The following is a 4,368-nucleotide window of genomic DNA, read 5'->3' as shown; positions in this document are numbered from 1 at the left end:
CAGGATTTAAAAGGTTACGGTTCCAAAGATGTCTTGATCACAAAACTGGATAAAGACGGAAAAGAACTTTCACAGCTTATTTTAGGAGGAAAAGGTTTAGACGAAGTGGAAAAAATGATTCCAACTCGTGATGGCGGAGCATTACTGGGTATTTATTCCAGAAGTTCCGAGGTTCGTGTTTCGGGATCTGTCAGCACTCAGGCGGGTAACCAACGATCTGCCTCTTCAACAGCCATTAGCCAAATGCCAAAAGCCAGCAGCAATTATGGTGAAGGTGACTACTGGATCGTAAAACTTGACAAAACCGGAAAAGTAGAATGGGAAAAGAACTTTGGAGGAAGAGGGGATGATCATATCAGAACGTTGGCATTAACTTCAAACGGATTTATCATTGGCGGAGAATCCAGATCAGAAAGATCGGGAAATAAAACAGTAGGAATAGAAGAAGGAACTGATCTCTGGCTGATTGCTTTAAACGAAACAGGAGATGAACAGTGGCAGAAATCCTACAATTTCAAAAACCGTGATGTTTTAATGGGAATGAGTGTTGTAAGCGGGAGGCTGGAAGATGGAAGCGAGAAGTCTAAAGGCATTCTGCTGGGAGGTTACACTCAGGCTGAAGGAAGAATCCAAACCGATGATGAAACTTTTTGGATGCTATATCTAGATCAAAACGGTAATGAGCAGTGGCGAAAGCACGTGAAAGGAGAATCCAGACAAAAAGAAGAAAGACTTTCCGATTTAAAGCTTAACAGGGACGGATCAATTGTTTTAGCCGGAACCAGCGCAGAAGAATTGGGGAAAGAAAACTGGAAGATTGTAAAGCTGGGCGACAAACAGGTTGATCAGTTAATTGAAAAATATGATATCAAAATCTATCCAAACCCTGTTTCAGACTATGCTTACGTAGAAATTGGATTTGATTTTAAGGATGCTGAAATTCTCTTATATGATATGAGCGGAAGGCAGCTTCAAAGTATTAAAACAAACAATAAAGTTACCAAGATTAATACTCAGGCTTTGGTTCAGGGCGCTTATCTGGTGACTATAAAAACTGATACTAATAAAATGGCGAATGCTAAATTGATTAAGAAATAAAATATAAATAATGAAAAAGATATTTGTGATAATATTGTACTTTTTAAATTTAATTGTTTTAAACGCACAAAATCAAATTAATGTTAATTTTCCCACTTCACCTGAGGTGGCCATGTTTAAACGATTTGGAGATATTCCTGTTGGAACATATACAGGGGTAGCACAAACTAGTGTTCCTATTTATGTAATTCGAGAATCAGGTTTTGAGATACCTATTTCTCTAAATTATAATGCATCAGGTATTAAATTGGATGATCAGGCTACATGGGTAGGATTAGGTTGGGATCTGATGCCTGAAGGTATGATCTATCAGGATGTTAGGGGGAAAGCAGATCAGAATGATATAAGTTATTCAACACCCAACGAATATATTCCATTTTACAATAGGCTTGAAGCATATCCGGGAGGAACAGGAAGATTTAAAGTTGTAAAACAAAAAGGATTTGTTGGATATGACTGGTGTATTATTGGTAATCAACAAAATCCTGGATGTTTTCCTCCTTCATCTCCAAGCGGTTCTGATGGAAATACAGTTGTAAATGACATAGTGTACGGAAAGAATGCTGATGTTGATATTTTTAGATTTAATTTCTTTGGACATAGCGGAAGTTTTTTTATTAATCTTCAAACTCGGGAAATTGTCCAGTTGGAGAAAAATGAGAATTTGAAATTTGAAGTTTATAATGATCAAATCATAGCTACTGATAATAATGGAATAAAATATTATTTTGGACAAAAAGAAGTATTTTTAAGCTATAATGGAACACCTTTATCAGAAGAATTTTCAAGTAGAAGTTATAAAATCAACAAAATAGTATTTCCAAATAATAAAGAGATTTCATTTGAATATCAAGATGCGAATTATAATTTCTACTCTTTTGCCCAACAGAGAAACATTAGAACATCAGCTTATAGTTTAGAATCTGTTGATATGTGCTATGGAAAGATAAACTATCAATTTGAACCAGCACAAGCTGTATTGAATAATAGTAATGTTAAAATTTTGAAAAAAATTAAGACAGATGAATTAGAAATAATTTTTAATCTTGGAGATAGAGAGGATATTAATCTATATAGCTGGAACAATCTTAAAAAACTTGAATCTATTGACTTTATAAATAGAAGAAATAATAAAAAATTAAAATCATTAGATTTTATTTATACCTATTTTCCCTATCAAGATAATTTTCCATCTGCTATTACTGAATTGCAAAACTTTAATCAGATGAAAGATGCTTTCGGAAAAAGATTAAAATTAGATAAAGTTTCCTTTTTTATTTATGATAATAACGGTAACAAAATAAGCGATAATAACGAATTTAAATTTGAGTATAATCTTTCCAATACATTACCTCCAAAAGTTTCTTTTGCTAAAGATTTCTGGGGATATTACAATGGGTACTTTAGCGATTATTTATTACCTGATTTAAGTTTTTATCTCACACCTGCAATGGGAGTACCGGTATATTATGAAGGAAATAATAGATATTCTAATAAAAACTATGTCAGTTCTTATATGCTTAAAAGAATTGAATATCCTACTAAGGGGTTTACTGATTATGAATATGAACTCAACTCCTTTAATAATCAGTTTATTCCCAGTCATGATCAGATATTCAATCTCACTGAAACTATCAATCTTAATAATAATGGTATAGGAGGGTATAGCTCTCTAAACAATATATATGATTTTCCATACGACTTTGGAGGTTCTATAAATTTCCATGCCGAATTCTCTGGTGGATTTGACGGCGGTCCTAATGGTCCACAGTCTAAAAGATATAACTATTATCAGATGGCTAATGCTAATGCCAGTATTAAACTGCTAAAAATTAAAAAGAATGCAGGTGGTGGAGAAACTATATTGGAAGTTATTAAAGAATGGAAGTTTGGGGAACTTACTAATAATACTGATTTCAGCCAGAATTATAATTTTCAGATGGATGGGGTATTCAACTTTATCAATTATAATGATCCTACAATTCAAAATAGAGTGATTTTAAATATTGATAACAATATGTATCAACCAGCAGATATTTATCACTCTGCTGGTGTAAAAACTTCTTTTATCATCGTTAAGAAGCCTGATATAGGTAGTGATTTTACTTCTTATGGCCATGGACCTAGAATTAAATCTTTAAAAAATTATTCAAGCCAAGGAACTTTATCCGAATGGAAAGAATATGAATATGGAAGGGGCATTCTTCATAATAGAATAAGTCCTTTAAAACAAAGGGATTATTATTGCTTTAATTGTGGGCAGGCAATAAACTGTTCCAATTCTTATTCTTATAATAGTTTTTGGTCGATTACGGATCAAATTTCTTCTGGTGAATATGATGCGGTAGGTTATAGTAAAGTTATGGAGAGTACAGTTGATGTTAATAATCCATTACAAATAAAAGGAATAACAGAATATCATTATAACAATTTAGAAAATACTGTAGCAGACTATTTTCCTGTAATTAAAAATCAGCTTAATGGCCTTTTAGAACAAAAAGTGATTAAAGATGCAGATAATAATCTTATTGAATCTGTTACCTATAAATATAAGAATTTATTACCATTTAATCAATTTTATAGTGTTAGGGCAGAAAAGAAATTTTTATTGAGTGGAAAAGATCCCTTAATCGCTTCAACAGGAGAATACGATGGTATTGCAAAATATCATTTTTATACAACTCCTATGATGGCTGAATTTCATAAAATTGATTCTACAATTTCTAAACGATATTTTGGTAATAAAATTATCGAAAACAAAGAACATTTTTCTTATAATAATAATGGTTTAGTTCAGAAACATGAATTAATAAACTCTGGCGAGACTATTATTACAAATTATAAATATTCAGAAGGAGGTAACAATACTTATTTATTTGATAAGGGAATTACTGGTGTTCCATTGGAGACTGAACTAAAAAAGAATGGTAAGACTATTTCTAAAATTGAAACAAAGTATCCATCATCTCAGGCTGATGCAGACTCAAAAACAGTTGGGCTTCCACTTCCAACGTCTATATTGTCTACCGATTTACAAAATACTCAATCCACAGAAGTAACGTATAATCAATATGATTCAAAAGGAAATCTTCAGCAATACACCACAAAAGATGGTATTTCAACGGTTATTATCTGGGGGTATAACCAAACACAGCCTATTGCTAAAATTGAAGGGGCAAAACTAACAGATATTCAGCAATCACTAATTGATTCAATCGTCAGTGCTTCCAATACCGATGCATCAGCTTTAGCTAACAATGACGAAACATC

Annotated in this window: 2 protein-coding genes; both read left to right on the top strand. The window is 32.4% G+C overall.

Annotated elements, in window-relative coordinates; all coding sequences use genetic code 11:
• A partial coding sequence (locus BLW74_RS22125) for a T9SS type A sorting domain-containing protein (protein ID WP_089697111.1) occupies positions 1 to 1,098 on the top strand: 1,098 nt, incomplete at its 5' end.
• A 10-nt stretch (positions 1,099 to 1,108) separates the two neighbouring features.
• Positions 1,109 to 4,368: hypothetical protein (locus tag BLW74_RS22120; protein WP_089697108.1), on the top strand; the 3,260-nt coding region annotated here is incomplete at its 3' end.

This window comes from Chryseobacterium culicis (assembly GCF_900108365.1).
Classification (GTDB): domain Bacteria; phylum Bacteroidota; class Bacteroidia; order Flavobacteriales; family Weeksellaceae; genus Chryseobacterium; species Chryseobacterium culicis.
This window is presented reverse-complemented; position numbering and strand designations above follow the sequence as displayed.